Here is a 22719-nt window from a genome sequence, read left to right as displayed (position 1 = left end):
TTAATCCATTAAGCTTTTTGATTTAATGGCTTTTTTCGATAGCTCTTTCGCGAATGCGGCTATGTCATTCTCAAACTGTTTAACACTCTCACGAATATCATCTAATTTAACCGTCTGCATGTTTCTGTTTTCCATAATGACTTTGCCATTCACGATTGTCATATCTACATTGCTCGGGTTCGCTTGATAAACCAATGTGGCATACGGGTCATAATTTGGCATCATATTAGCGGACTGAGTTTCTACAATAATAATATCCGCTTTTTTCCCGACGTCTAAAGATCCAATTTCATTTTCCATATGCAGCGCTTTAGCTCCGCCGATGGTTGCCATTTCAATCACTTGCTCTGGGATCATTATCGTTCTGTCTGAGTATTTTAAACGCTGCATATTTGCGGCATAACTCAGTGTTCTCCATAGATCCACTTGGTTTGAACTCATTGGTCCATCAGTACCTAAACCAATTCGCATATCAACACGATACATATCCCACGCGGGGGCAATACCTGTTGCGCCTTTTGCGTTCGCCATTGGGTTATATGAAATACCCGCATCCGCCTCTTTAAGTAAAACCTGATCGTGTTCTGATAAATGAATACCATGTGCAATCACAACGCGTTCATCAAGTACTCCAATCTCATCTAAATACTCAACCGGTGACGTCGCTTTTGTTGGATCTTTAATTCGAGTTTCTTCGTTTGGAAATTCAGCAACATGAATAAGTACGGGTACATCTTCACTTTTTGATAATTGATTAATTTCTTGAAGCTTCTCTTTACTCACAGTATAAACCGCATGGGGAGCGAAAGCTGGCGTGATCAGAGGGTCATTCTTATACTCTTCAATAAACGTCTTTGCGTACTCAATACCACCATAAGGTTGTTTTGCATCCACCACTGGAAACTTAATTACGGTTTCACCAAGCACGGCTCTTAAACCAACTTCTTTTGTTGCTTTTGCCATTTCATCCATGTGGTAATACATATCAGCATATGTAGTTACACCGCTTTGTGCTAAATCGATAGCCCCTAACTTAGTGGCATTATAAATTAATTCTCGACTTAGTTTTTCAGACTCTAACGGGAAGAAATAAGCAAATAATCGATTTGATATTCCTTCTTCACCTAGACCACGAAAGGCTATCATTGGGAGGTGATTATGAGTATTAATCATACCTGGCATTACGATACCATTTTTTGCATCAATCACTTTTGGCGCTTGGTATTGATTTAATAACTCTACCGTCCCAACAGCCAAAATCTTATCATTCTTAATCACAACAACACCGTCATCAATCACCTGCATCGCAGAGTTCATTGTCAGTACTTGTCCATTATTTATGATCATATCGGCATTATATTTTTGTTTTTCTGTCGCCAAACCGCAACCGGAAAGTAAAACAACACTTAAACTAAATACCAAACTTTTAAGCTTCATTCCTAAACCTTAATTAAATATTCCCTAATAAGGAGTCACGTAAATTTAAAGGGAAAAATAAACTTACCGTCTTTAAGATAAGAAAAAAGAACGTAAAGCGTTTATAGCTATACGTTCTTTTCTATTTTTATTTTAACGCTGATTAGGCGTTATAGTTCATACATTTTATCAAACTCACGTTGCGCTAAAATTTCTTCAATTTTTGAGCGAGCATCAGGTTTGATGTTTGCATCAGAACTTGCTTGTTTTGCTTTCTTCCTTGATTTAACTTCACGTACTGGTTTAATTTTATCAGTCATACACTTCTCCATTTGATAACTGAAGTATAACATTATTTTAATTACTATTATCATAGTATCGTCAAATCATTCAAATTTAATAAATAAAAAACAAGCTTTAATTAATTTATAAACTGCTTTCCTTCACATTTATCAATCTTACTTTAAAAGATTATTTCAACTAATACTTGATAGCTATCACCAATAATGTAGTGGGATGTGAAAAATGCATATTTCACTTGGCCAATGATCTCTTCTGGTGGCGCTTATGCATTTAAGAAAACCACCTCTGGTTACAATGCGAAAGATACTGGTGTAAATAACCCAACAGCAGTTCATGGTCTTCAATTCTTAGTTGATATGGTAAATAAGGGGATCGTTAATCCAAATATGGATTATTCAGTGTCAGAAGCCGCCTTTGCTAAAGGGAATGCTGCAATGACAATCAATGGACCTTGGGCATGGGGGAACTTAGATAAACTTGGCGTAAATTATGGCGTCGCGGTTTTACCAACACTCAATGGAGGCAAAGGAAATCCATTTGTCGGTGTGTTAAGTGCTGGTATTAATGCTTCAAGTCCGAATATTGATCTTGCCGTCGAATTTCTTGAAAACTACTTATATCAAGATGACGCTTTAAAAATCATGAATGATGATAAACCGCTAGGAGCAGTAACATTAAAGTCGTTCCAGAAAATATTAGAAAGCGATGAACGCATTAAATCCACCATGATTAATGCAGAGAATGGTGAAATCATGCCTAATATCCCACAAATGACGTCTTATTGGTTCTCTGAAGGTGCTGCGATTGATAATGCAATGCAGGGAAAACAAACCGTCAAAGAAGCGTTAGACATGGCTGCACAACAAATTACAAGATAATCAATCAATACAAAGCTCGTACTCTACAATACGAGCTTTTTCTTATTGAAGAATCTTATCTTAAAACTGCAATGAATCACCTTGCTCAGGAAAAATGAAATTAACACCTAACTTATTTGCATCCGCTAGCTGTTTTTTGATCGTCACTTTAGGATCTTCACTATTCTTTAAGCTATATTTAATATGACTAATGACAACATTCAAACCATTTAATGACCCATTTCCATTCATGCTTTCAAGTACTGTCAGTTCTTTGAGTAGCCAGTTTGGTGTTAAATGCCCAAATAGCGATTTATCTGGTGTTTCATTCGTAAAAGAAACTTCAATGATAATTCCTTTTAACTTTCCTTGTTTTACAAAAGGCGCCAATGTTGACCAAGCAGTTTTCAATGCTGAGCTTTTTTCTATTTCATCAGGCCCTGTATCCCCAAAATAAGCGAATACATCTCCTTTTATATCTTTTAAAATAAATGCGGTTGATTCTCCACCAGAATGAGACAGTGGTAAGGCCATTACGCTCATTGTGGTATTCAAAACAGGAACCCACGTCGTCGGTACCAAATCGACGTAATTGTATTTATTTAATTTAAAACCATCGCCTTTATTACCAAAATTAGGCCATGCCGACCAGTTAAAGTAATTTTTCATAAGGTCTTTATTTGTCGCTTCCAGCCCATAGATCGGTTTTTTGCTGTCATCTGGAGAAGAAATAATTAAGCCTGCCACATGATCTAAATGAGCATGACTAATAAAGTAACCTTTAATTTTTTCATTTAATAAATACCCTACTTTGGTGTAATGGGTATCATCTGGCAACGCTATATTTTTAAAAGCCCCTTTCTGCTCTGAAACAATCAATCCATTCACGACAGAACCGGCATCAAGCATGACAAAATTTGAATCTTCCTTACTTTTAATTAAAAAAGCCGTTAAATTTCCATCCTGTATCCCTCCTTTACTCCCTAACGTTACTGTCTCAAAACTGATTGATTGAGCCGAGAAAGAAAAGACAGACAAACACGTAAATAACACCGCTAATTTATTTTTAAACATATCCAACCTTATTTATTTGGCACACCCTTGTGCACAATCAGATAATACAATGAGAAAAATAAATGGTGTATTAAATATTTAAAACTATTGATAAGAAAGAAACTATAGGTAACAAAGATTCCCTTCCATGGAAAGCAAATCAAGCAATTGATTGTCTATTTTCTAATTATCCATCACTGTTGAAGTTTCATTCTGCTTTCTAAATTGTTCCGGAGTTACACCAGTATGCTTTCTGAACATTTTAATAAAAGAAGACCCTTGGCTATAACCAAGCTGATACGCTATTTCATTAATGCTTATGGATTCTTTCAATAATGTCATTGCCTTAACTAGTTTTGCTCTCTGTCGCCAATCATTAAAGCTCATTTTTAATTCTTTTTGAAAACGTCTTGCTAGCGTCCTTTCTGTACTAAATACACGTTTAGCCCAAACGGATAAACTCGAATCATCTTCAGGCGTTTCTTCTAGTTGCGTCAAAATAGGCGCTAATAACTTATCTTGCGTTGATGGTAAATAAATTTCAATCGGGTTTATTTTTACTAATCTATCCATAAGCACATAGCTAAGGCATTTATCTTCTTCTGAGCTCACCATCGTTGTTTTTCGTTCAATCAAGTCATCAATTATTGCTCTTAATAACGGTGTTAATGGGATCATACACGCGTGTTTAGGAAACTTTTCACTCAACTCTGCCGTAATATTAATGGCGCAATATTCGATGTCACTCCGATTAAATGCTCGGTGCTTTTGGTAAGGAGGCGGCCAAATAGTATAGTTTGCAGGGCACACCATTTTCTGTTGATCGACTTCCATTTCTAACACGCCTTGCTTAATTAAATGCAACTGCCCCCAAGAATGAGAATGTGGCAAAGTTTCTGTTTTTGCTTCAATAAAAAAATAGTGGCAGAACACATCTGTTGGCAGTGTTTCTGTCAATTTAGGCATGAATTTTTTATATGTCGTAATCGCTATATCCGGTGTCATAAATGGTATACCACTGCTCTCTGTATTAGTGTGACAATTCTGTTAATTATCAATAACAGAGATTATTATGAATTTATTTTTCCCAATCACTGCTGTATTTATTTGGGCAGCAAACGCAGTAGTAAGTAAACTAGCCACTGGCGCAATAGAACCGGGGGCAATTGCTTTTTATCGCTGGCTTTTCGCTTTATTTATCTTGCTTCCGTTTTGTGTAAAACCGGTATGGCAACAACGACAATTAATAGTGAAGCATTTAGGTAAGCTCGCTATTCTTGCTTCACTTGGCATGGTATTAAATCAATGCCTTGCTTATTATGCTGCACACACAACCAGTGCAACCAACATCGCCGTTTTTTTATCCTTAATGCCCCTATTCAGTTTATTTCTAGCCGTGCCTTTATTAGGTAAACAGTTAAAGCAACAAGCATTAATAGGAGCCGTTATTTCATTCTCTGGATTACTGTACATGCTCAGTGAAGGCAGCCCTGTCAGCTTACTAACGAAGGGAATTCAACAAGGTGATAGTTTGATGTTTATTTCCAGTTTGGCTTATGCGCTCTATTCAATATTGCTGAATAAATGGAAGTTACCTCTTAAGCCTTGGACTTCTGTCTTTTGCCAAATTACGATTGCAACTCTATTACAACTTCCCCTACTGCTAAGTAGTAATTCCTATGCAATTACCACAACTGCCTTTCCTATGGTTCTGTTTGCTGCTGCATTTGCTTCCGTGTTAGCCCCATGGTTTTGGTTGAAAGGAGTTCAGCGAATTGGAGCAGCCCAAGCAACCTTATTTATGAACCTAGTTCCAATATTTACCGTGCTCATTAGTCTTCTCTTTTTAGGACAGTCACCAACGGTATATCACCTAATTGGGGGCGGTTTTGTCTTTATTGGCTTGCTATTAGCTCAAGTGAAGATAGTGCCTTGTAGAGTTAACTTTAATCCTGATGTAATCAAATAATCGTTATCAACTACTCTCAGTATTTCTCATAATTGTCTGATAGTTATAAAAAAGCCGATAACATTATCGGCTCTTTTTTTCTATTTAGATTCAAAAGCCCGAACTAATAATCCATCACCAGATACCTGATAAGCACCTGATTCAATGAATAATGATTGCCCAGCTAACAACACCGTGTCATTAAATTGAACCTTTCCTTTGGCAACCAATAATATTGAACGAGACATCACCGTTAAAGATTGTTCATGCTCAGTGACTTGGCATAACGCTAGCCCGAAATCAGTCTCTGTTGGTTGCAATATTTGTTCTGATTCAACAAGCATTGGCACTAACTTTTCAGGGGTAAACGGAACAAATTGAGTACAAGCCATTAGCTCTGCCGTATCAATATACTTTGGGGTAAGCCCTGCTCTTAATACATTATCTGAACACCCCATTAACTCAATACACGTCCCCTTTGTGTACGCGTGAATCGTTCCCGCAGGTAAATACATCGACTCACCCGGCTCTAACGTTAAACAATTCATATAAAGCGGCGCTAATATTCCAATATCACATGGGTAGTAATGTGCAAGCTCAACCAATTGCTGCCACATTGGTTCGTTACAAGTAATAGCAATAGATAATGCTTGTGCAATAATCTGCTGTTTATCTTTTTGTGTTAGTTGCAACAAGGATAATAATAACGTCTGATGATTAAATGTTTCACTGTGTAAGATAGTCTTTAATGCATCTGATTGAATTAAGTTAAGATTATCAATAATCTCTTCTAACGGCCTAAACCCCACCATTATTTTAAAAGGTGACAGCGCCATGACCATTTCTGGTTTAGCATAAGCGTCTTTATAATTTCGTTGTGGTGCGTCTAAAGGAATATGTTGTTCATTTTCACGCTCAAAACCGGCTTTGGCTTGAACATTATTTGGATGTACTTGAAGCGATAAAGGTTGCGATGCACTCAATACTTTAAACAAAAATCGAAGTGGCTTTTGTTCAAGAAACTTATCCAGTGTTTGCCAAGAGCTATCATTAAGTTGAACTTTAGAAGGTAAGGATGGATGCCCCCCTAACCACAGTTCCGCAAGCGGTTTATCATCTTGGATCGGAAGACCAAACAAACCATAAAGTAAGTGGGATCCCCATTGATAATGGCGCTGCCCTGCTTCAACGTTATATACAGTATTCATTAAGATTGCTCTTTAATTGCAGAAATGAGCGCAGATAAGCCTTTTTCCACTTTTATGCGCGGACAGCCTAGGTTAAGTCTCACAAAACCTTTTCCTGCAACCCCGTAAGTACTGCCTTGCATGATGGCAACTTTATGATTTTTAATTAAGCATTGATTTAATGCATCCATATCTAACGAAAAAGAAGACAGATCAATCCATGCGAGATAAGTAGAATCGGGAATTTGATAACCAATACTTGGTAGCTCCTTCGCCAATACCTCTTGAACATAGCGATGATTTTCATATAAATACGACTTTAACTCATCAAGCCACGGTCCACCTTCTTGATAAGCGGCCATTAAGCCAATAACACCAAGAATAGAAGGAGAAGAAAGCCCATCCACTTGTTTAAGGTTAAATAAATAATGTTCTCTTGCAACATCATCAGCAATAAAAGCATAAGCCCCATTAAGCGCCGGAATGTTAAATGACTTTGATGCAGAACTGACTAAGGCCCAGCGACTCCCCATTCCAAACCCTTGCCAAGGCGTATGAGGTTTAAAACAGATGTCCATGTGGATCTCATCACTGATCACTGCCACATGGTATTTTTCACAAAGAACCGCCATGCGTTTCAACTCATCAGCAGTCCAAACTTTACCTGTTGGATTATGAGGGCTGCACAGCAATAAAATCGTGTTATTAGGATCAGATAATTGAGCTTCAAATACATTCCAATCAATTTGATACCCTTCTGAAGAAGGCGATAATTGATTTGGAATAATCGTTCGTTCTAATCCTAAAATCATTTTATCAAAGGCATCATAAGCTGGAGTATGAATAATAATACCTTCACCTGCACTGCTCCATTGACGGATTAATTGCGAAATAATGTAAATAACAGAAGGTCCATAAACAAGATGGTTATCATCAAGCTCAGCATTGAAACGGTTCTTAAACCAATCGTTAATCGCTCCTTTGAAATCACTGTGATCCCAACGGCTATAACCAAAAACAGGATGCTCCATTCGTGATTTTAGTGCATTCATAACCACAGGTGGCGCAGCAAAATCCATATCTGATATTGTGAATGGCAAAAGATCGGCCTCACCGAAGCGATCAGCAACGTAATCCCATTGAGTGCAGTAACTGCCTTTACGATTGATTTGCTCAGAGAAAGTAAACATAGCGACTCCAAAAGCTCATATTTATATGAACTAAAAAACAAAGAGTGTAAAAAAGGTGGAGAGAACCTCCACCTATAAAGATTAAGCCGTTGCTGACATTAAGGATTGCATTTCATTTTTTACAATATGAACTTGCGCGCCAATAACAACCTGTAAGCTATGTTCATCAAGCTTAACGACACCAAGAGCGCCATACAGTTTTAGCTGAGCATCATCAACCAAACTCATGTCTTCAACCGTCATACGTAAACGTGTAATACAGTTGTCTAATGACGTGATATTTTCTGCACCACCAAGTGCCGCAAGGATAAGTTTTCCTTTACCACCAGCCGTTGCAATAATTGCCGCTTCTTCTTTAGACATCGCAATATCTTCTGCTTCACGGCCCGGAGTTTTAAGGTTGAACTTAAGAATCGCAAACTTAAACACAAAGTAATAAACCGCGAACCAAACACCTGCAACCACAGGAACTAAGTACCATTTAGTAGACAGACCTTGAAGCACACCAAAGACTAAGAAATCAATAATGTTGCCATCGGTATTACCAATAGTAACGTCTAGCATCCCCATGATCATGAAGCCAAAGCCAGTTAAAATTGCGTGGATAAAATACAAAACTGGCGCAACGAATAGGAACAAGAACTCAAGTGGTTCGGTGATACCACCAACAATACAAGCAACCACACCAGAAACTAATAACGCTTTAATCTTGCTGCGGTTTTCAACTTTAGCACAATGGTACATCGCTAAAGCAGCACCAGGAAGGCCACCTAAAAACGCAGGCATTTTACCTTGAGATAAGAAAGCAGTAACTGATGGAGTGAAGCCTTGAGTTTCAGAACAAGAAAGCTCTGAATAGAAAATGTTTAATGCACCAGACACCGTATCACCACACACTTCCATCGTACCGCCCGCTTCAGTAAAACGGATAAGCGCAACTAAAATATGATGAAGACCAATAGGTAAAAGTAGACGTTCGCTCATGCCAAATAAGAAAGGACCAAAATCACCTGCACCCGCAATTACATGACCAATACCATTAATACCTGCCGCAAAGTAAGGCCAAATAAAAGGAACCAATAAACCAACAACGCCTAACGTAATGGTTGAAATAATAGGAACAAAACGAGCACCACCAAAGAAAGCTAATGCATCAGGCATTTTAAATGTGTAGAAGCGAACATGCAGCTTAGCAACGATAATACCAACGATAACCGCCCCTAAAATACCCGTATCAATCGATTCGGTCCCTAAGATAGATTTTACACCGTAAGCTTCACGCAGTACTTCATTGTCAAGTACGCCGTTCACCGTTAGGTAGAAGTTAACCGCTAAATTTAATGCCGCGTAACCAACTAAACCCGAGAATGCAGCCACCCCTTTCTCTTCACGAGCAAGACCCATAGGAATCGCAATCGCAAACATGACAGGCAGATAAATAAACGCAACTAAACCAATTTTAGTCATCCATATAAATAAATACTGGAAGATTACATTATCAAAAAATGGCATTGCTTCTTTTAATGCCGCACTTGAAAAAGAACTCCCGATACCGAGTAAGATGCCCGAGAATGCAAGCAAAGCAACAGGAACCATAAAGGTTTTCCCTAAGCTTTGTAAGAACTCCCATAACGTCGTTTTATTCGCTTTTTGCTGCATAAAATATCCTTAATTAATCACTTAAAATAAATATCATTGAGTAATTTAAACCTCTTCATTGATTTAAATTTTCTCTTAATCTTGATCAATACAATACACCTGACAAATTTTGGTAAAACGTTTTACCAACAATCTTGTGCGAGTGATCACGATCTTTTTCCATTAGATTGATAATTAAGCTAGAATGGCGTCAATAAATGTGTTTAATTAGGTAAAACGTTTTATCTAATCGTGGTAAAAGAAGTGCTATGACTAACAAAAAAGCAAATATAAAGGATGTTGCAAAACGAGCGGGAGTCTCAGTAACAACCGTATCAATGGCACTGAGTGATAAAGGACGGATCTCACCTGAAACCATTCAAAAAGTAAATCAAGCGGTACAAGAACTCGGCTACATTAAAAATCGCACCGCTTCTAATTTAAGTTCAAAACAATCATTATTGATTGGCTTAATTTTAAGAGACATCAGTGACCCCTATTACGCTGAAATAGCAGCAGGATTAAGTGAAGTATTAGAAGAAAAAGGTTACATGCTTTTTCTTACCCAATCAGGCACAAATCAAGATAAGTTTGATCAATGTATTGAAACCATGGTGGCTCAAAATGTTGGTGGGATTGTATTTTGCCCTATCCGTGATATTGGCGTTCCGAATATTCAAAAAATACAAGATTTAAACTTACCAATAGTCTGTGTTGCTCGAGCCAAAGTAGGACAGCAGATTGACTTTGTTGGGCCCGATAATATGCAAGCTGCGAAAATTGCTACAGAGTATTTGATTAAACAAGGGCACCGTCAAATAGCTTACGTTGGCGGACAAAGTGATTCATTAAGTAGAGCCGAACGTTTAGGTGGTTATTGCAGCACACTAATGCAATTTGGCTTACCTTTTAAACCTGAATGGGTTGTTGAATGTGATAAAAGTCAAACTGCCGCCGCAGAAGCAGTAAATCAACTAATTAATAAAAATCCAAAAATAACAGCAATACTATGTCATTATTCATCAACCGCATTTGGTGCTGTTTATGGTGTTAATCGCTCTAATCGCACAGTGGGTAAAGATAATTACATTGGACAACAAGTCGCTATTATTGGATTTGATGACGTACCCGAAGCTCAATTAATTCAACCGTCATTAACCTTTGTGTCTTCTCCTATTCGTGATATTGGTCGCCAGGCTGGACACCGGTTAATTCATCAAATACACAATAAAGATAGCACCCCACAAAGCCTGATTCTAAACCCAGAATTAATTGCTCGTGACTCTGCTTAATCAATAAAAAGGACAGTCACGCGCAACCAATAATAATGCTTGAGTTTATAATCTTATCGCTCAAGCATCTAATAGATGATTTAAAAAGTACGTCTAACTTGGCTAAAGCGATAAAAAACCAAAGACAGAAGCAATAAACCACAGCCAACCAGTTTATTCATTGGCATCGATTCATCATAAAACCAAACACTGAGTAGCATAGTCCAAATAGGTTCAAGTAACATTAAGATCGCAGCATTAGTTGGTGTTACCCACTTCTGTCCTATCGTTTGCAATAAATAGCGCAGACTGGTTGCAAGTAACACACTTAAGACGACCCACTTCCACGTAATTACACTCACCTCTTGTGGCCATGTTTCTGATAACAGTGATAACACGACACCCAAACAACCCACCGTAAATAATTGTAATGTCGTTAATAAAATCGTCGGTAAACTGGCTGAATACTTACTGTTAAAATTAAAATGAGTCGCAAGTCCTATTGCTGCACAGATAAACCATATTTGACTTGCCGATACATTCCACCCGTCATTCCATGCTAATAAGAACAGACCAGAAATAGCAATTGGCAAAGAGAACCAAAATGCTCGTGGTGGCCTAGAACCAAACAGTGGCCAAGCAAGTAAAGGGACAAATAACATAGAGAGGCTCATAATAAATGCCCCTTCACCCAATGTGTCACTGATCGAAATAGCATGGATCCAACAAAATAAGGCTGAAGAAAGTAATACGCCAACCCCCATTGAACGAAGACAATCTTGCCACAAGGCTTTTTTCAAGGCACTGAAGCAAAACGGCAATAAACACAATGATGCCAAAATAAAACGAATACCAATAAAAGCAAATGGAGGTAACTCTTGAATTGCTTCTTTTGAAAACACCCACCCAGCGCCAGCTAAAAGAGTGGTTATAATTAAAACAGGTTCTGCACGAAGTTTAGTTAGCATAAAGACACTTAATAGTGATGAAGACAGAAAATGGTGGGTATTTTAATACGCATCAAGCGAGACATACAGATTTATAAACTAATTTATCACTTACTCATAATAAAAAAGAGCATATTGATATTATCAACATGCTCTTTACTACATTATTCGCCCACAATCGTTACACTGTCACTAATGACTTGTTATTTATGCCCTTCTGCCGTGATCTTTATAACGTCGATCACCACATTACTTGCCGCCTTTAATGAGTTAACCGGTAGGTATTCATAGATAGAATGGAAATTATGTGCCCCAGTAAATATGTTCGGACACGGCAATCCTTTCTGTGACAATACCGCACCATCATAGCCACCACGCATAGGCACCGCCTTCATCGTAATGCCATTTCGCTCATACGCTTCTTTGGCGATATCAATAGGGAAACTCGCATCCCCTTCCAAACTGTTTGCTACATTCTCATAGCGATCACTTAGGTTGATAGAAATACTTGACTCACCCCATAATTTCGCAAAGCTGTCTGACAGATTTTGTAAAAATGTCATGCGATCACGATAACCATCTTTATAGAAATCGCGCACATCCATTTTTAGTACCGTTTTAGCACTGTTGCCAGATAACTCTTTCACCCAATAATAGCCTTCACGACCTTCAGTATATTGAGGAGCTTCACCACCTGGCACCATACTAATGAATTGATGAGCCATTAATAACGAGTTTTTCAATTTCCCTTTTGCAGACATTGGATGTGCAGATTGCCCAGTAAACGTAATAATTGCATCACCGGCATTCCAGTTTTCATGAACAAATTCACCAATACCACAGCAATCAAGCGTATAACCAAAATCAGCACCGAAGCTTTCTACATCAAACGCTTTAGCCCCTCGCAGGCCCTGCTCTTCATCAGGAACAAAAGCGACTTTCACCGTACCATGAGGAATATCAGGATTCGCCTTTAACACTTGCAATGCATTCATGATTGCAGCAATCGCGGCTTTATCATCAGCACCCAATAAGCTTGTTCCATCCGTTACAATAATATCATCGCCAATGTAATCCACTAATTCTGGAAACTCAGCCTCTTTTAAGGAGATATTTGATCCTGCATTCAAGCAAATATCACCGCCTTGATAATTCACAATATGTGCTTTTGTATCATTGCTTTGCTCTGCACTCGTATCTAAATGCGCAAAGAAAGAAACCGTCGGAATGGGTTTTGAATCTTCGCTTGTTTCTATATTCGCAGGCAATGTCGCCGTCAATATTGCGGTATCACGTAGAACAACGTCTTCCATCCCTAAAGCGGTCAGTTCTTTTGCTAATAATTGAGCAAGAACCATTTGTCCATCAGAAGAAGGCATAATGCCTGCCGCGCCTTTCTCTCTGCTCGTTGTTGTATTAATGCGTGTGTAACTTAAAAAACGGTCAATAATATCCATAGGAAACTCCAATGCTTTATTCATTTTCAATAAATGTTCGATAAAATACGATGTGCTCAGCTATCACACTAAAATCTGTGAACAAATTAATACGGTAACCAAACCACCCGTCATAGGAATAATGGTTCGTTTTGCTAGCTCAATTGGAGATACGTTTGCCACACCCGCACAGGCAATAACTACACCTGCAACTGGAGAAGCTGAACGCATTAACCCTGCCGCTAATTGCATAGGAAGCGCAACATGAGCTGCGGCGGTTCCTACTTGAGCTGCGACTTCAGGCGCTAAGTTTGAGAAACTAAAGAATGAGGCGTTACCAGAGCCAGACAACATTGTGACAAGAACAATGATAACCACAAGAACAAGAACCATGGCTAAATACCCTAATCCCATATTTGATGCAGAGTCGAGTAATAAAGCAATAAAACCAATTGTTGTTAAACCGGTAACGAATACTTGTGCCGAGATAATTAAACTTACCACGCCAGTAAATACGTTACCCATGCCTTCTAAATACACTTTTAAAGAAGCCGCAACTTCCTTACCGTTACGGGTATAAAGATAATCACACACCATTGCGATAAACAGAGAGATAAACATCGCTGTCACTACATCCATACGAACCGATGTCACCGCAAATTTACTGAAGGTTAATAGAAGTAATAATGGTAATACTGGTAAAATAGCGAACCATTTAGGCGCTTTACGTTGTTCTTTTGCATCAAGATTGAACTCGTGAGTAACGCCTTTCTCTTCGTCTTTTTTGTCAAAGTAACGCTGACAAACATAATGCAGAGTAGCAATCACCGCCATCGCAGCCATTGCGACAGGAAGTTGGTAACTTGCAAAATACGTCGCGACATCAATGCCAGAAACTTCAGCTGCTTTGTTTGCTGCAGAAGACGCAGGACCTAAATCCAAACAACCCGTTGTTGCAACAACCGCTGCTGCTGCCGCCGGGTTACAACCAACACCAACAAGCACTGGGTACATAGCGATAAGTAGTAACAGAGCTAACCCTGTTGCACTTGGAATAAAGATATTGATTAATTGGCCAATAATGTAGGCGAATGCCAACACTAAATATGGGTTTTTAATATAAGAAAGCGGTTTAGTCGCAATTTGCACCATCGCATTTGCCGCACCAATGTGACCCATGTATTTAGAGAAACCACCAACCGCCATGATGATAAGGCCTAGCTTCGCAAGGGTTGATGATGAAATAACTTTTATGACTTCAAAAAAATCAACAATGATCGACCCTGTTGGTGTACCACCTTTAGGTAAAAAATCGGTTGTCCCATTAAGAACACCCAAACCTATCATTAATAAACCAGAAAGAAATAATACCGCCTGAGTATTATATTTCTTTATAATAAAATACCCTACGCCTAATATTATTGGTAACGCTAAAAAAGCAATCATAACAAACCTCATTATATTATAAATATAGAAAACCGTACTCATTTAAATAAATGAGCATTAATTAAAAAATTATATCGATTCACTCCTATTAATTAATAACAGTGAATTTCGTGTATATTATTTCATTGTGTCTTTATTTATCAAAAATACTAAACTCGTCAAATAACCCTTCGATACGCTTAAAGCGATCGTTTTTTTCTTTTTGTTTCGATAAGCCTTTAATAAAAGCCTCAATTAATGCAAAACCTGAGGCTCTGTTATTAAAAAAGCCATCACTTGCACTCTCGACAGAAAACTGGATATCACAATAAGCCACAAAAGGGTTTACAGGCTGATCAGTAACTAAAATAATTCGCCCACCAAATTGATGAAACCATTTAACTAAACGTATCGTAATCGTTGAGAATCGATGATAAGAAATAGCAAATAAAATGTCGTCTTTACTCACATCTACCAGTTGATGAGGTAATGTTGAAATATCAGCTTTTAGCCACACCACATCTTTACGTAAGTACCTTGCTAGTAAGTAAAAATAATTTGCTAATGCCTCTGATGACGCACTTCCAATTACGTATAATTTACCTTTAGGGTTTTGCATATATTCAATAGCACGATCAAAGTCAGGCTCAGAGATCATCGAGAAGGTTTTAGTCATATTAGACATGACTTCATCGTAATGATTTTTTAATACATTATTTTTATTATCAGTAGGTTGAAGTTTTTCATAGCGCTCTACAGGTGTCGTAAGTGTTAATGCTAGATCATCAGCGACGTGCTTTTTAAACTCTAAAAAGCCACTAAAACCTAAATGCTGCAAAAATCGTCCTAATGTCGCCTTCCCTACACCTATTTGCTTACATAGCTCATCAATCTTGGCAAATGGCAGCATAGTATAATGCTTCATAAAATACTGAGTAATTCGCTTTTCTGCTTCAGTAAGCGCACCCAGTCCATTTACCGTATTTATGAAGTCTTTTTTATTCATGGGGATTATTTCCCAAATATGTAATCTATGGGATATATTTCCACTAATCTAATGATACTTTCAAGGGAATTAATTTTTCCCATACTTATTTTGTGACAAACACACACAAAAAGTAAGGAATTAACATCTTGTTAAAATAACCACTGTAAATAACAACAATTAAAGACACCCAGTTTTACCCAAAAAAAAGGCCACTACAGTAGTGGCCTCTCAATCATATTCTTGAATACACTCTAGAATAAGTGAATATTTATATTACTTAATATTAAGCACATCACCAATAAGCAAACGTTTAGGGTTTTCTATTTGAGGATTTAATTTAAGTAAATCATCTAATGAAATCCCTTGTTCTTTTGCGATACTGTATAGAGTGTCATCTTGTTTGATAGTGTAGTACATGCCCGCATTATCAGCATCTTGTTGTGCTTGTGCTGCTAATTCACCTTGTACGGCATCTAAATTACGAATAACTTGGTAAATTTCACCGTCAATGTCTTTTTGTTTCTGTAGTTCAGCTTCTAAAGTACTGACTTTTGATTCTAATGTGTTTATCTGGTCAGTTTGATTTTTTTGTTGAGCAATAAGTTCATCATTTGATGCACAGCCAGTAAGAACTAATGCAGACATTAGCGACGCTATTAGAAGAACATTCTTTTTCTGTTTCATACTTTTCCCACCACTTCATCTTTTTGATAAAAACCATGACTATTGTCTTAAAAATAGAATGTATGCACAAGTAATAATCAATTTTATCATTCGATTTTGATTGTTTAGTGCCATTTAACCATAATACTTAATGGCAATATTATCAATTTCACCTTTTGGATTATCTAAACTCGATTCAAAATGACATTATTAGCTAAATCAGGAAGTCTTTCATAAACCTTGATGGTAGATTTATCACGGATTTAAAATTTCATTTAGTATGCCCGCCAAAAATCCCAGAAAAATAACTAGATCTTAAACAAAGATGCAGATAATCAAACCTCTAACTAATTTGTTCAGCTGCGCTGTCCGGGATCATAAATCAAATTAATTCTGAATCCTTAGCTGATAATAAAGACCCATTTTATTTTCATCACTTATCTGTGATCTTATATACCCTTTACACAAAGTTCAGTATACACACGGACACTTTCAGGTAAAACTAAACACATTGTTATCCAATACAAAGCGGTTAAGATAAATTAATCTATTAACGCAGAAATATCTCTTCTACACACGTTTAAAAACAGCACGTTTTTTCTCGACACCAACATATAGGTAACCACCATGATAAAAATGCTCGTTTGTGATTTCGATGGTACCATTAATGGCGGTTCGTCACTGGGCGTAGACCAGTTTTCAGCATATCTAAATACACAACCCGATCTACAATTTATTATTGCTACTGGTAGAACGCTACCTTCGATTAAAGAAGGGCTGACAATGCATAACTACCCAAAACCGCAGTGTATTATTAGCGATATTGGTACGCATATTAATTATGACTATGATTTAATTGCAGATGAATATTGGCAGCGCCAATTGCAAGCAAGATGGAATAAATCAGAAGTACAAGCCGCTTTGCGAGACATCACGTTTTTAGGAGAATGTAATGCATCGCACCAAGGTGATTATAAGATCACTTTTGAGGGAAAACTTGACCACAAGCAATACTCAGCGATCTCGATGGCACTTGCACAACAATCGATTGATGTAGACATCACCTATTCCCATGATTGGTTTCTTGATATCACCCCAAAGGGTATAAACAAAGCCAGTGCCATTCATTACATCATGCAAAAATACAATCTGACTGCAAAAGAAATTTGTGTCGCTGGAGATTCGGCCAATGATACCACCATGCTGACCATGCCAGGAATTAATGCCATTTTAGTCGCAAATCATTATCACGAAGTCGCTCATTTGTCTGCACTCAATCACGTATATACAAGCAATGCTTCCCATGCAGAAGGTGTATTAGAGGGGCTAATATACTGGCAAGATATTGCAACGAAAAATAGTATCTGTAAGTAAGCTTAAAAGTACCTAATGACATACTAAAAAAGCCATGGCTCTGTTGATATCAGACTCACTGAACAATTTGTATTAATAAATAAACTCAGGCGGAGCCACAGTATAAATACCCTTTGTAAGTTTTTTGATATTCATCAGAGTAGCTTAAGTATTGGAAGGAAATACCAAAAAAAAAACATTAGAGCAAAAGAAAAGCAGTTAGGATGACTATAAAAATTCACGGAAAATAAAAAACTAAGCTGTTGATAAAAAATGAATTACAGACACAAGAAATCCCACGCTAGGTGGGCTTTTTTATATAATGTGGTGCTGTTTAGATAACCCTGCTACAGAGCAATTTTTTGGCCGCGTAAAGAATATATCCGTTACTACAACCACGCTCGACTTCATACAACTACAACGTTCGGAAAATTAACCATACCCCCCCCAAATAACCTAGCTAACTCATCGGCATACAGATATAAAAATAATAAACGCAAACATTTGAAGGATGTGATCATACAAATGCGATTATAAAAAAACTGCAATCCCCCCTACTCTACTCCTACAAAAAAATGGTAAGCAAGCAAAATGACTGAATATAAATATTCAGTCTATCTTTCACACCGAACGATATTTCATCAAATTGAAATGAAATCCCCACCGCCTTGTGCAAATGAAACGTTAAATATTTAACCATTCACTCATGAATAAATTTTTACAATAAAATCAGGTATTTATATGTTAAAGAAATTAATTACACCAATTACACTCGTCACATTTTCTCTATTAGCGAGTAATGCCATTGCAAGTGTAGAACAACCACACCGTTATCTTATCAAAAACGTGAATGTTTATGATGGTAGCGACAAGTTAGTTCCAAACCAAGATGTACTTGTAGAAGGAAATCTCATAAAGCAAGTTTCTGAAAATATTACGACAACAAAAGATATAGAAATAATTGATGGCGAAAACAAGACCCTAAGCCCTGGATTTATAGCTACTCATGAGCATCTCACGGCTCAGATGTCTTTTGGGCAATTAGCGACGTCTGACTCTCGATTTATAGGTTATGTTGCTACCGATACAGTAAATACCTACCTAATGAATGGCTACACTGCAGTACGAGACGTAGCAGGAAATACGTTTTCTTTAAAGAAAGCAATAGACCAAGGTTACGTAACGGGACCAAGAATCTATCCATCAGGGCCAATGATTAGCCAAACAGCAGGCCACTCGGATCACCGTTTTGATGCTGATGGTTCCAATGTTCGCGGGAATGGTACTTGGGATACGATGGCTCGTAATTACGATATGGTCGTTGTGGATGGTGTACCTGAGATGCTTAAAGCCGTTAGAGAAAATTTAAGAAGAGGTGCTACACAAATTAAGATTGCTGTAGGCGGAGGAACTGGCTCTATTTCTGATCCACTCGATGTTGTTGAATTTAGACCAGAAGAGATTAAAGCAGCAACTGATGCGACAGGTGATTGGGGAACATATGTTCTATCACATGTCTATAACAATAGAGGTATTCGCCGTGCCATTGACAATGGCGTAAAAAGTATTGAGCATGCAAACCTTATCGATGAGAAAACATTGCGCTACATGAAGAAAAATGACGTGTGGTTATCTCCTCAAGTAAGTGTTTATACTTTCATTCCTAAAGGTTACACCGAAGAACAGGCAGATAAACATCGTGAAGCATATGCTGGCCTTGATAATTTATTCACTATAGCTAAAAAGATAGGCTATGAAAAAATCTCATTTGGTACTGATATTATTACAGACCCTGAAGCAATTAGAACAATGAATAATGAATTTGTTCATCGTACAAAATGGTTTTCTAATGCAGAGGTTATGCAACAAGCAACGTCTAACTCTGCTGCATTACTCGCTCTATCAGGTAAACGTAACCCATACCCACATCCAATGGGTGTAATTAAAGAAGGGGCATACGCAGATTTATTATTAATCGATGGTAACCCACTTGAAGATATTACAATTCTTACCAACCCGACAGATAACCTTAAATTGATCATGAAAGACGGTGTAATATACAAAAATACACTTTAAATAATACATTCGAGTGCATGGATGCACACGATACTTTAAAATAACGAGCACTTACCTAGGCGACTTCACTTTAATCACTTGTATTGCTAAATATCACTATTTTGTGTTGTTTACTTGCAAGATAAGATCAAAGAATATCTCAATAGTCAAAGCTATTCCCTCATTTTAACTCACACATCATTCCAGCTCGTATCTCCAGTAATATACAGCCACTTACATGTATTAATAGAGTTATCCATACAAGCATACTTCCATCGCTCAGCACTGTCTGAATGGCCAGTAAGCATGATTTATAACGTTTCTCATCTAGCAACAAGTCGTCATCAGCAACGTCAATGCTCTTCGTTTCCACAACAAAAATCTTAGTTATATCACTGGTTTTATAGCCCTAAACAGCGCTTAGACCTAGAGGTTTGTTTGCATAGTCAAAAACGAGAGTAATAGGTAAAAGTGTTGGAATGATTATTTTTGTCGTAATGGGTCGGAAATAAAGCCTAATGAGTAGTTGATAATATAGTTGTAACTTAGATGACAGGTTAGCTAAGTATCAAGTCAAAATAAACGAAGCTAAAAATCAAAATCGGCCAACATAAAGAATGTTGGCCGACTTGCCATATTGTTGAGATTATTCGCTACCTTGTAATACCCATCTGGATAAGTAATTGGTCATAGAATTGCGCAGGAAAATTCATTTATAACAAGGAGTCAATTGCAATTAACTAGTTATTCTAACTACAAAATTGACAAAGAAGTTAGAAAGGAATTTAACCAGCAAGAATGACCAAGTATTTATTTAGATTGGTATAAGTAAGGTATTAATAGCTTTTCATCTTCAAGCCCATTTAATAGGCCATTGCGTAATTTAGGGTCAATTCCCGATTGAGTCGCACTGTCCCAATCATATTGCATCATAATTTTGCCTGTGCTTTCAATCACCATCACACTGTCTAATGCTTCGCTATATTGGTAGTTATCGAACAGTTGGTCACTAAACCAAACACGCGATAATTTATTCATGAGTGTTTTATCTTGGTCACTAGGGTGAACACTCATACCATCTAATTTAAACGCTTTATTAAACACGAAAGGCAACTCTGAACCATGGCAAGCACCACTAATACAGCTAATGGATTTAAGTAAATCTGTAATACCAAGGTTTATTTCATTGTCAAAGCTCCAAACATTAAAGCTCGGGCGATAATTAAAATGATAAAAGCTCACCGGGACATTATTATCGTCACTCTGTTTTGCTTTCAACCTTGCAGGTCCTGCAAACACAATTGCATTCACTAATGACTTAAATTGCGACATATTATCGCCAGCACCACCGAGGGTACTTTCCGAATTAGGGTAAAAGTCGGTTAACGCTAATAATTCATTATTAGTTTCGCTGTTGCCTAACCCTAAAAATAATTTACTGACGGCTTCATAAGCACTGCTCGGCAAGTCGTCTAATAGATCCTCAATGGCCAGTTTAGTACTCGCATCTTGCACGGTTAATGCAGATAGCTCATCCTGTAAACGCTCAACATTGTCCTCTTGTGCTAACCACTGTTGCAGTGTACTGACCTGTAGAGATTGAGATGCTAACGCATCGTTATTGATAGCATCTTCACTGATTAATTCAATCAATGTCGGAATTAAAAAGGTTAACATTGGCAACATACTGACGGTATTGGCTTCATCGGCATTCACACCGAGTACGGTTGGAATAGTCAATGCCGTTTCCATCGGTTGTGTGGTCACATGTAAACCTTCGTTGGCACTGCCAAACAGCGGTTTATAATATTCTACATAAGGTGCAAAGGGCATTAATGTCGCGATAGGTGTTATCTCATTCGAGATTTTGCTGATAACGCAGGTTGCGCCATAGTCGATTTTATCAGTATCAATGCAATCAAGTCCTGTCCATGCACCAATACGCTCGATTGGATCAAGTACTTTGCTTTGTAATTGCATAATTTCATCAACTGACAAGCTATCGAGCGCTTCAGTCGCAAATAACTCACTACTGTAGTCATTTATTTTGCTGGCCATTTTTTTAGCTTGCCCATAGTTTTGATAATCAAAGCCATACGGATTACTTTGCATGATAGCGCGTTGTATGTAACTCCCCGATACCACATCATCCCCTTCGGTTTGTTGTAATATACCAATTGACATTGCGCCTGCCCCTTGGCCCATCACGGTGACATTAGCTGGATTGCCACCAAACTCAGTAATATGTTGGTTAATCCACTCTAGTGCCCTTTTTTGATCACCAATGGCAAAGTTGCCACCTTCAGGTTGTTCGGTCCATAAACTCCCCAATATACCCAGACGGTAGTTTATGCTCACCATTAAAAAAGGGTTGCCATCATCAATGCCTTGTGCGACGACGGTATCACCCTGCGTGATTGCATCTGATGCGCTACCCTGCTCAAAATCGCCACCATGAATAAAAACATACACAGGTAAATGATCACCGGAATAAGTACCTTCTGGTCGCCAAATATTTAAGTTTAGGCAATCTTCCGATTGCACTTGCTGCGTTGAGACGACCTGTGGACACGCATCACCAAATTTTGTGGCATTAATATTTCCCGCTAATTCACTGGTAACACTATGTGCAAAGCGATCTGCACTCGCATAGTTAACACCTTTAAAGGTTTCAATCGCCACTAAGCTTTCATCACCCGTTTGAGTCGTGATAACGACAGATTCCTGTAATGCTTGTAATGTCGCATGCTCGAATTCTATCGTAATTTGTTGTGGCGGTAAGGGTAACAGCGGTAAGGGCTCAGAGGGAATAACGGTCGTTTCCTCTTCGCTATTACAAGCAGAGAGTACCACTGACACACTAAGGGCCAATAAAGAGTGCTGTATTAAAGTCTTAGTCATGATAATAGTTATTCCATAGTAATGATGAGCCTAATGTTGATAGGCTCATCATAAAGAGAGATAAGAAATAACAACAATCGCTTTTGAT

The 22719-nt window shown here is 37.9% G+C and carries 17 protein-coding genes and 2 pseudogenes; 6 read left to right on the top strand and 13 right to left on the bottom strand.

The window, feature by feature from the left end:
- Both A6E03_RS07890 and A6E03_RS20245 read right to left on the bottom strand, forming a co-directional pair.
- Positions 1–1437 carry an amidohydrolase gene (locus A6E03_RS07890; RefSeq protein WP_065600570.1) on the bottom strand — a complete coding sequence of 479 codons (1437 nt, stop codon included), beginning with the start codon at positions 1435–1437 and terminating at the stop codon, positions 1–3.
- Positions 1438–1586: 149 nt separating this feature from the next.
- Positions 1587–1736, bottom strand: a complete 150-nt coding sequence (locus A6E03_RS20245; protein WP_176703462.1) for a hypothetical protein — start codon at positions 1734–1736, stop codon at positions 1587–1589.
- 186 nt (positions 1737–1922) lie between these two features.
- On the opposite strand from A6E03_RS20245, the pseudogene malE reads away from it, so the two are divergent.
- Positions 1923–2597, top strand: a pseudogene (malE, locus tag A6E03_RS07880) (maltose/maltodextrin ABC transporter substrate-binding protein MalE); the annotation flags it as partial.
- A 60-nt stretch (positions 2598–2657) separates the two neighbouring features.
- Here malE and A6E03_RS07875 read toward each other — a convergent pair.
- Both A6E03_RS07875 and A6E03_RS07870 read right to left on the bottom strand, forming a co-directional pair.
- A complete protein-coding gene (locus A6E03_RS07875) occupies positions 2658–3650 on the bottom strand; it encodes an MBL fold metallo-hydrolase (RefSeq protein ID WP_065600569.1) in 993 nt (330 codons plus the stop codon).
- Positions 3651–3812: 162 nt separating this feature from the next.
- Positions 3813–4634 carry a helix-turn-helix domain-containing protein gene (locus tag A6E03_RS07870; RefSeq protein WP_065600568.1) on the bottom strand — a complete coding sequence of 274 codons (822 nt, stop codon included), beginning with the start codon at positions 4632–4634 and terminating at the stop codon, positions 3813–3815.
- Positions 4635–4701: 67 nt separating this feature from the next.
- On the opposite strand from A6E03_RS07870, the gene A6E03_RS07865 reads away from it, so the two are divergent.
- Positions 4702–5598, top strand: coding sequence for a DMT family transporter (locus tag A6E03_RS07865; protein ID WP_012550255.1), 897 nt, complete (start codon positions 4702–4704; stop codon positions 5596–5598).
- Positions 5599–5678: 80 nt separating this feature from the next.
- On the opposite strand, the gene manA is transcribed toward A6E03_RS07865, so the two are convergent.
- The 3 genes from manA to malX all read right to left on the bottom strand — a co-directional run bounded on the left by manA (position 5679) and on the right by malX (position 9613).
- Positions 5679–6785 (bottom strand): mannose-6-phosphate isomerase, class I, encoded by a 1107-nt coding sequence (gene manA, locus A6E03_RS07860; RefSeq protein WP_065600567.1) that lies wholly within the window; start codon positions 6783–6785, stop codon positions 5679–5681.
- The gene (locus A6E03_RS07855) at positions 6785–7954 is read right to left on the bottom strand and encodes a MalY/PatB family protein (protein WP_065600566.1); all 1170 of its coding nucleotides are present in this window, start codon (positions 7952–7954) and stop codon (positions 6785–6787) included. The genes manA and A6E03_RS07855 overlap by 1 nt, the downstream gene beginning before the upstream one ends.
- An 81-nt stretch (positions 7955–8035) precedes the next feature.
- Positions 8036–9613, bottom strand: a complete 1578-nt coding sequence (gene malX, locus A6E03_RS07850; RefSeq protein ID WP_065591084.1) for a maltose/glucose-specific PTS transporter subunit IIBC — start codon at positions 9611–9613, stop codon at positions 8036–8038.
- Between the two features lie 248 nt (positions 9614–9861).
- Between malX and A6E03_RS07845 the strand changes: the two genes are divergently transcribed.
- Positions 9862–10884: a Mal regulon transcriptional regulator MalI gene (locus tag A6E03_RS07845; RefSeq protein ID WP_065591083.1), complete on the top strand. Its 1023-nt coding sequence runs from the start codon at positions 9862–9864 to the stop codon at positions 10882–10884.
- Between the two features lie 80 nt (positions 10885–10964).
- Here the strand turns inward: A6E03_RS07845 and A6E03_RS07840 are convergent, their stop codons facing one another.
- The 5 genes from A6E03_RS07840 to A6E03_RS07820 all read right to left on the bottom strand — a co-directional run bounded on the left by A6E03_RS07840 (position 10965) and on the right by A6E03_RS07820 (position 16343).
- Positions 10965–11831, bottom strand: a complete 867-nt coding sequence (locus tag A6E03_RS07840; protein ID WP_065591082.1) for a DMT family transporter — start codon at positions 11829–11831, stop codon at positions 10965–10967.
- 182 nt (positions 11832–12013) lie between these two features.
- A complete protein-coding gene (gene pepT, locus A6E03_RS07835; RefSeq protein ID WP_065600565.1) occupies positions 12014–13267 on the bottom strand; it encodes a peptidase T in 1254 nt (417 codons plus the stop codon).
- Between the two features lie 63 nt (positions 13268–13330).
- Positions 13331–14692: a C4-dicarboxylate transporter DcuC gene (gene dcuC, locus A6E03_RS07830; protein ID WP_065600564.1), complete on the bottom strand. Its 1362-nt coding sequence runs from the start codon at positions 14690–14692 to the stop codon at positions 13331–13333.
- A gap of 133 nt (positions 14693–14825) precedes the next feature.
- A complete protein-coding gene (locus tag A6E03_RS07825; RefSeq protein ID WP_065600563.1) occupies positions 14826–15677 on the bottom strand; it encodes a MurR/RpiR family transcriptional regulator in 852 nt (283 codons plus the stop codon).
- 255 nt (positions 15678–15932) lie between these two features.
- Positions 15933–16343, bottom strand: a complete 411-nt coding sequence (locus tag A6E03_RS07820; RefSeq protein WP_065591078.1) for a LysM domain-containing protein — start codon at positions 16341–16343, stop codon at positions 15933–15935.
- Between the two features lie 606 nt (positions 16344–16949).
- Here A6E03_RS07820 and A6E03_RS07815 point away from each other — a divergent pair.
- From A6E03_RS07815 to A6E03_RS07810, 3 genes and pseudogenes are all read left to right on the top strand, one after another.
- On the top strand, positions 16950–17696 hold the full coding sequence (locus A6E03_RS07815) for an HAD-IIB family hydrolase (RefSeq protein WP_065600562.1): 747 nt from the start codon (positions 16950–16952) through the stop codon (positions 17694–17696).
- 27 nt (positions 17697–17723) lie between these two features.
- A pseudogene (locus A6E03_RS20440) lies at positions 17724–17863 on the top strand (IS3 family transposase); the annotation flags it as partial.
- Between the two features lie 553 nt (positions 17864–18416).
- Positions 18417–19751, top strand: a complete 1335-nt coding sequence (locus tag A6E03_RS07810) for an amidohydrolase family protein (RefSeq protein WP_065591076.1) — start codon at positions 18417–18419, stop codon at positions 19749–19751.
- A 789-nt stretch (positions 19752–20540) separates the two neighbouring features.
- On the opposite strand, the gene A6E03_RS07800 is transcribed toward A6E03_RS07810, so the two are convergent.
- The gene (locus A6E03_RS07800) at positions 20541–22631 is read right to left on the bottom strand and encodes a carboxylesterase family protein (RefSeq protein WP_065600561.1); all 2091 of its coding nucleotides are present in this window, start codon (positions 22629–22631) and stop codon (positions 20541–20543) included.
- Positions 22632–22719 lie beyond the last annotated feature (88 nt).

The sequence above is a fragment of the Aliivibrio sp. 1S128 genome, assembly GCF_001691065.1.
Classification (GTDB): domain Bacteria; phylum Pseudomonadota; class Gammaproteobacteria; order Enterobacterales; family Vibrionaceae; genus Aliivibrio.
The sequence above is the reverse complement of the archived record's forward strand: the minus strand, read 5'-3'. Positions and strand labels throughout refer to the sequence as shown.